Below are 6,521 nucleotides of genomic sequence, written 5' to 3'. Positions count from 1 at the left end.
CTCCCGTGGTGGTGGGCGCCGGGCCCGCGGGGCTCTTCGCCGCCCTGGTGCTGGCCCAGGCGGGGCTGCGCCCCATCCTGCTGGAGCGGGGCCGCCCGGTGGAGCGACGGAAGGCGGATGTGGAACGGTTCTGGGCCACGGGAGAGCTGGACCTGACCTCCAATGTCCAATTCGGCGAGGGCGGCGCAGGAGCCTTCTCGGACGGGAAGCTGAACACCGGCACACGCGACCCCCGCCACCGCTTTATCCTGGAGACGTTGGTATCCTGCGGCGCTCCGGAGGATATTTTGATCGATGCCAAACCCCATGTGGGCACGGATTATCTCCACACCGTCCTGGTAAACCTGCGCCGCCGTCTGCTGGAACTGGGAACGGACATCCGGTTTGAGAGCCGGCTGGCGGATCTGGACATCCGGGACGGCGCCCTGCGGGGCATCACCGCGGAGGGGCCGGAGGGCGTTTATACCCTTCCCTGCTCCCACCTGCTCCTCTGCCCAGGGCACTCCGCCCGGGACACCTTCGCCATGCTCCATAAAAGGGGTGTGCCCATGGAGGCCAAGCCCTTCGCCGTGGGGGTGCGGATCGAACACCGGCAGGCGGACTGCGACGCCGCCCAATACCGGCAGTACGCCGGGCATCCCGGGCTTCCGGCGTCTACCTACAAGCTCTCCTGCCATCTGCCCGGCGGCCGGGCGGCCTACTCCTTCTGCGTCTGCCCCGGCGGGGAGGTGGTGGCGGCCGCTTCTGAGGCGGAGCGGGTGGTCACCAACGGCATGAGCGAATTCGCCCGGGACAAGGAGAATATCAATGGCGGCCTGCTGGTGAACGTGACGCCAGAGGACTATGGCGGGGCGGAAGATCCCCTGGCGGGTATCGCCTTCCAGCGGAAGCTGGAGTCTGCAGCCTACGCTCTGGGGGGTGGGGACTACCGGGCCCCGGCCCAGCGGGTGGGGGACTTTCTGACGGGGCGCCCCTCCGTCGGCCCAGGCCGAGTGCACCCCAGCTACCGCCCCGGCGTCACCTGGACGGACCTGCGCCGGTGCCTGCCGCCCTTCGTTGCGGATACCATTGCCGGGGCGCTCCCCCTGCTGGGGCAGAAGCTCCGGGGCTACGACGATCCGGACGCCGTCCTGACGGCGGTGGAGAGCCGTTCCTCCTCCCCAGTGCGCATCCCACGGGATGGGACCTGCCAGTCCTCTCTCCGGGGCCTGTACCCCTGCGGCGAGGGAGCCGGCTATGCCGGCGGCATCCTCTCCGCCGCCGCGGATGGGATGCACTGTGCCGAGCAACTCTGTCAATCCATTCAAAAGGAGTCTGATTGTTTATGAATCGCAATATCTGCATCTATCAGGAATTCCTCACGGAAGCCCACAAGGACCGGATCCGGGAGACCGCCCGCCGGACGGGCTTCACCCCCCATTTCTTCAACCTGGACCAGTTTGAGGAGGCGAAGGACTGCCTCCAGCACTGCGAGGTTCTGTACGCCCATTCCGCTGACCTTCTGCGCACCGCTCCCGCTACGCTGAAGTGGTACTGCTGCTCCTTTGCCGGGGTGGACCTCTACTGCAAGGATCCCGGCCTGTTCGCCAACCCGGACTGCCTGCTGACCAACTCCAACGTCTACGGCGTTACCATCGCCGAGCATGTGGTGATGGTGACCCTGATGCTGCTGCGGCGGATGCCGGAGTACATCGAGATCGTCCGGGGCCACGGCTGGTCCAATCAGCTGCCCGTCCGCTCCATCCGGGACAACGAATTCACCATCCTGGGCACCGGGGATATCGGGCGCCATGTGGCGGACCGGCTGCGGGGCATGGGGGCCGCGAAGATCGTGGGTCTCAGCCGCAGCGGAAAGCCCCACCCCGCCTTCGACGAGGTGTATCCCATCTCCGCTCTGGACGACGTGCTGCCCCGCACAAAAATCCTGGTGATGGCCCTGCCCAGCACGCCGGAGACCGTTCACATCCTGAACCGGGAGCGGATCGCCCTGCTGCCCGCCGACGCCTGCGTCATCAACGTGGGCCGTGGTACCGCTCTGGACCAGAAGGCCCTGGCGGAGGCCCTGAACAGCGGAAAGCTGGCAGGCGCCGCCCTGGACGTGATGGACCCGGAGCCTCTGCCCCAGGACGATCCTCTGTGGGACGCCCGCAACATCATTCTCACCCCCCACGTCTCCGGCAACATGACCCTGGGCTACACCTGCGACGAAAACGTGGCCCGCTTCTGTGCCGATCTGGAGAACTACGCCGCCGGGCGCCCGCTGGCGGGACTGGTGGACCGGAACCGGGGATATTAAGCAGTCCGCCGGGGCAGGCCAGTGATATACGAAAGCTATTTGCGAAAGGAGTTTTCCCATGACCATCGGCGAAAAAATCACCCAGAGGCGGCTGGCTGCCCACCTCTCTCAGGAGATTCTGGCAGAGCGGCTGGGCGTCTCCACGCAGGACGTCAGCCGCTGGGAGAGCGGCGAGGTCCTTCCTGATGCGGAAAAGCTTCTCCAATTGTGCCGCGTCTTCGGCATCTCCGCCGATGAACTGCTGGGGGAGAATGCCAAGGCTGATGATGCGTCCGACTTCCTGTCTCTTCCACTGTGGCGGTGGAGTCTCCGGGTGATCTCTCCGCCTCTGGCCTTCGCAGGAACAGCAGCCGCCTTGACAGGGCTGACCGGAGCTGTCTATCATGCACTGACCGCAGACCAGTGGTACACCGATTTCGGCCGCTTCGGCACTGCTCTGCGCAGCACCTGGTGCGGTGCCGTTCTCTCAGCGGGGCTTCTCCTGCTGGCGATAGCTCTGGCCCTGCTGGTATTTGAGGTGCTTCTATCCAAGCGGGACTGATTATGTTGTTGAATTTTTAAGGAAAGGAACTTCATCCATGAACAACTTCACCTTCTACTCCCCCACCCTCTTCACCTTCGGCGATGGAGAAGAGAAAAACACCGGCGCGCTGGTGCGCCGGTTCAGCGGCAGCCGGGTACTGCTGGTCACCGGCGGCGGGTCCGTCCGCCGCAACGGCGCCTATGACGCCGTCACCGCCTCCCTGGAGGCCGCGGGCATCCCCTTTACAGAGCTCTCCGGCGTCCAGGCCAACCCCCGCAGCGGCAAGGTATACGAGGGCATCGACCTGGTCCGGCGGACCGGCGCGGACTTCCTGCTGGCACTGGGCGGCGGCAGTGTCATCGACACCGCCAAGGCCATCGGCTTCGGCGCGCTGTACAAGGGGGATTTCTGGGATTTCTTCACCGGCGCTGCCAAGATCGAGAAGACGCTGCCCGTGGGCGTGGTGCTGACTATCTCCGCCGCCGGCAGCGAGGGGTCCGACAGCTGCGTCATCACCCAGGAGCGGGGCAACCTGAAGTGGGGTTGCCCCAAGACGGATGTCATCCGCCCGAAATTCGCCGTGCTGAACCCCCGGTTCACCTGCTCCCTGCCTGCCTACCAGACCGCCAGCGGCGCGGTGGACATGATGGCCCACATCATGGAGCGGTACTTCACCAACACTCCCGACGTGGGGCTGACGGACCGGCTGTGCGAGGCCCTGCTGAAGACCGTGCTGGACGCGGCCCCCAAGGCCATTGCCGATCCCAATGACTACGCCGCCCGGGCGGACCTGATGTGGGCAGGGATGCTGGCCCACAACAACTCCTGCGGCGTGGGCCGGGAGCAGGACTGGGCCAGCCACCAGATCGAGCATGAGCTCTCCGCCTTCTACGATTGCGCCCACGGCGCGGGTCTTGCGGTGATCCTGCCCGCCTGGATGGAGTACGTGCTGCCCCATGATCCCGTCCGGCTGGCCCAGTTCGCCGTGCGGGTCTTCGGCTGTGAGATGAACTTTGCGGACCCGGAGGCCACCGCCCGCCAGGGCATCGAGAAGCTGTGCCTCTTCTTCCACTCCCTGGGGATGCCCATCACCTTTGACGAGCTGGGAGCCAAGGCCAAAGACATCCCGGACATGGTGGCCCACCGGGCGGAGAAGCCCGGCGGCTTCCCCTTCGGCGGCTTCGTGAAGATCCAGCCCGCGGACATGGAGGCTATCCTCCGCCTGGCAGCCGGCGAGGCCCAGTAACAGCAAGCCCGCCCGGGGATCGCTCCCCGGGCGGGCTTTTGCCGTATCCTCGTCACCGGAACTCCCGGGGACTCATGTGGAAGGTGCCGCGGAAGGCCCGCAGGAAGGTGGAATACTCCTCAAATCCGGCCTGCTCCGCCGCCTTCATCACCGGCACGCCGGCGCGGATTAGCTCCCCGGCCCGCAGCAGCCGCTTCTGGCTGATGTACTGGTGGACCGTGTAGCCGGTGACGGCCTTGAACCGGTGCATCAGATAGTACCGGCTGATGAAAAACCGCTTGGAGAGGGACTCCACCGTCAGCTCCTCTCCCAGATGGTCCAGAATGTACCGGAGCACCTCCTCCATCTTGGGGTCCACCCGGTAGCTGTCCCGCTCCTCCTGGGCGGTGCGGGAGCGCAGCACATCCCGGTTCACGTCGATCAGCATCTGCTGGCAGAGGGTATCCGCCATGCGGGCGGCGCCGAAGCTCCGGTCCCGCAGGGCCTCCTCCAGCTGCTGGATGCGCTGCATATAGTGGAGCCGCCGCTCTGCGTCGAAGCGCAGCAGGTGGAACCCCCGCTCCCGGGTGGTGTCGAAGCAGGTGTCCAGCGCCTCGCCGGGGTCGCTGCGCCGCTCCAGCCACTCCCGTCCCAGCCAGATCACCACCCGCTCATAGGGCTCCGCCGGGTCGATGATGGGCCGGTGGATCAGGTCGTGTCCCACCAGCAGCAGGTCCCAGGGCTGAAGGAAGTAGGTGACGCCCTCCACCACATAGGTGACCTTTCCCCCCAGGAGAAGGATCAGCTTGTCAAAGGCGTGGTAGTGATAGTCCACCTTCTGGGCCCGGCTGTCCTTCAGGTGGAACAGCCGGAAGTCCTCCTTCAGATAGCCCCGCTTGTTGATCTCCTTCCGGTCCGGCATCTCCCGCCTCCTTTTCCGCCCGCCGGAGCATCCGCCGGGTCACTCTTCGGCCGTGGAACCGGGCGCCGCGCCCGATGAGGCAGGGCCCGTTTTGCAGGTATTCTACCACACATAGCCGATTTTCACAACAGGCACAGGAAAAGACGCCCCCAATTTGGCGGCCGGGGCTTCATCTGCCGATTGTGTTTTTCTCCCGGATTTGCTATACTGAAAAAAATACCCAACGCTGAGGAGGGACCCCCATGAGCCGTGCCGATGCGCTCTTTCTGCAAAACTGCCGGGACATTCTGGACCACGGGGTCTGGGACACAGACCTGCCCGTCCGTCCCCATTGGGAGGACGGTACTCCCGCCCACACTGTGAAAAAATTCGGGATCGTCAACCGCTATGACCTTCAGGAGGAGTTCCCCATCCTGACCCTCCGCCGGACCTACTGGAAGACCGCGGTGGACGAACTGCTGTGGATCTGGCAGAAGAAGTCCAACAACATCCACGACCTGAACGGCCACATCTGGGATGAGTGGGCGGATCCGGACGGCTCCATCGGCAAGGCCTATGGCTATCAGCTCTCCATCAAGCACCAGTATCCCGAAGGGGAGATGGACCAGGTGGACCGGGTGCTGTATGACCTGAAGCACAACCCCGCCTCCCGCCGCATCCTCACCAGTCTCTACAACCACCAGGATCTCCATGAGATGAATCTGTACCCCTGCGCCTGGTCCATGACCTTCAACGTCTCCGGGAATGTCCTCAACGCCATTTTGAACCAGCGGAGCCAGGACATGCTGGCCGCCAACAACTGGAATGTAGTGCAGTACGCGGTGCTGGTCCACATGCTGGCCCAGGTCAGCGGCCTGGTGCCCGGCGAACTGGTCCACGTGATCGCGGACGCCCATATCTACGACCGCCATGTGCCCATCATTGAAAAGATGCTGGCCCAGACGCCGTCCCCGGCGCCGGTGTTCCGGATGGACCCGTCCGTGACGGACTTCTACGCCTTTACCCGGGACAGCTTCTCCCTGGAGGACTACATCCCCGCCCCCTTCGAGGACCAGATCCCCATCGCTATTTGAGGAGGCCTGCGCTGTGAATGCCATCGTCGTCGTCGATCAAAACTGGGCCATCGGCCGGGACAATGATCTGCTCTTCTCCCTGCCTACGGACATGAAGCGCTTTCGCTCCCTCACCCTGGGGGGCACGGTCATCCTGGGCCGCCGGACGCTGGACTCCTTTCCCGGCGGGCGGCCCCTGCCCAAGCGGCGGAACATCGTCATCACCCACTGCCCGGACTTTTCCCGGGAGGGGGCGGAGACCGTCTCCAGTCTGGCGGCCATGCGGGAGGCCACAGCCGGTACCCCGCCGGACCAGCTGTGGGTCATCGGCGGCGGCAGCATCTACGCCGCTCTGCTCTCCCAATGCGCACGGGCTTACGTGACCCGGGTGGACGCCGCCGCGGAGGGCGCGGACTCCTTCTTTCCCAATCTGGACAAGCTGCCCGGCTGGACTGTAAGAGCCGTCAGCGAGCCGGTGACGGAGAACGGGCTCACCTATCGGT

Annotated in this window: 7 protein-coding genes; 6 read left to right on the top strand and 1 reads right to left on the bottom strand. The window is 65.1% G+C overall.

The window, feature by feature from the left end:
• From HMPREF1546_RS07130 to HMPREF1546_RS07115, 4 genes are all read left to right on the top strand, one after another.
• The coding region (locus HMPREF1546_RS07130; protein WP_021751824.1) for an NAD(P)/FAD-dependent oxidoreductase at positions 1-1,328 on the top strand (1,328 nt) is incomplete at its 5' end.
• Positions 1,325-2,296: a D-2-hydroxyacid dehydrogenase gene (locus HMPREF1546_RS07125; RefSeq protein ID WP_021749682.1), complete on the top strand. Its 972-nt coding sequence runs from the start codon at positions 1,325-1,327 to the stop codon at positions 2,294-2,296. The genes HMPREF1546_RS07130 and HMPREF1546_RS07125, both read left to right, overlap by 4 nt.
• A gap of 58 nt (positions 2,297-2,354) precedes the next feature.
• On the top strand, positions 2,355-2,837 hold the full coding sequence (locus HMPREF1546_RS07120) for a helix-turn-helix domain-containing protein (protein WP_021749681.1): 483 nt from the start codon (positions 2,355-2,357) through the stop codon (positions 2,835-2,837).
• Between the two features lie 37 nt (positions 2,838-2,874).
• The gene (locus HMPREF1546_RS07115; RefSeq protein WP_021751823.1) at positions 2,875-4,065 is read left to right on the top strand and encodes an iron-containing alcohol dehydrogenase; all 1,191 of its coding nucleotides are present in this window, start codon (positions 2,875-2,877) and stop codon (positions 4,063-4,065) included.
• A 52-nt stretch (positions 4,066-4,117) separates the two neighbouring features.
• On the opposite strand, the gene HMPREF1546_RS07110 is transcribed toward HMPREF1546_RS07115, so the two are convergent.
• Positions 4,118-4,966, bottom strand: coding sequence for an AraC family transcriptional regulator (locus tag HMPREF1546_RS07110; protein WP_021749678.1), 849 nt, complete (start codon positions 4,964-4,966; stop codon positions 4,118-4,120).
• A gap of 242 nt (positions 4,967-5,208) precedes the next feature.
• Between HMPREF1546_RS07110 and thyA the strand changes: the two genes are divergently transcribed.
• Both thyA and HMPREF1546_RS07100 read left to right on the top strand, forming a co-directional pair.
• Positions 5,209-6,039 (top strand): thymidylate synthase, encoded by an 831-nt coding sequence (thyA, locus tag HMPREF1546_RS07105; RefSeq protein ID WP_021749676.1) that lies wholly within the window; start codon positions 5,209-5,211, stop codon positions 6,037-6,039.
• A gap of 13 nt (positions 6,040-6,052) precedes the next feature.
• A partial coding sequence (locus tag HMPREF1546_RS07100; protein WP_021751822.1) for a dihydrofolate reductase occupies positions 6,053-6,521 on the top strand: 469 nt, incomplete at its 3' end.

The organism is Oscillibacter sp. KLE 1745 (genome assembly GCF_000469445.2).
Lineage (GTDB): Bacteria > Bacillota > Clostridia > Oscillospirales > Oscillospiraceae > Oscillibacter > Oscillibacter welbionis.
Note: the sequence above shows the minus strand (reverse complement) of the source record. Positions and strands in the feature narration are given on the sequence as shown.

Coding starts and splice junctions, on each gene's coding strand:
- HMPREF1546_RS07125 (WP_021749682.1), top strand. CDS start 1,325: ATGAATCGCAATATCTGCATCTATCAGGAATTCCTCACGGAAGCCCAC.
- HMPREF1546_RS07120 (WP_021749681.1), top strand. CDS start 2,355: ATGACCATCGGCGAAAAAATCACCCAGAGGCGGCTGGCTGCCCACCTC.
- HMPREF1546_RS07115 (WP_021751823.1), top strand. CDS start 2,875: ATGAACAACTTCACCTTCTACTCCCCCACCCTCTTCACCTTCGGCGAT.
- HMPREF1546_RS07110 (WP_021749678.1), bottom strand. CDS start 4,966: ATGCCGGACCGGAAGGAGATCAACAAGCGGGGCTATCTGAAGGAGGAC.
- thyA (WP_021749676.1), top strand. CDS start 5,209: ATGAGCCGTGCCGATGCGCTCTTTCTGCAAAACTGCCGGGACATTCTG.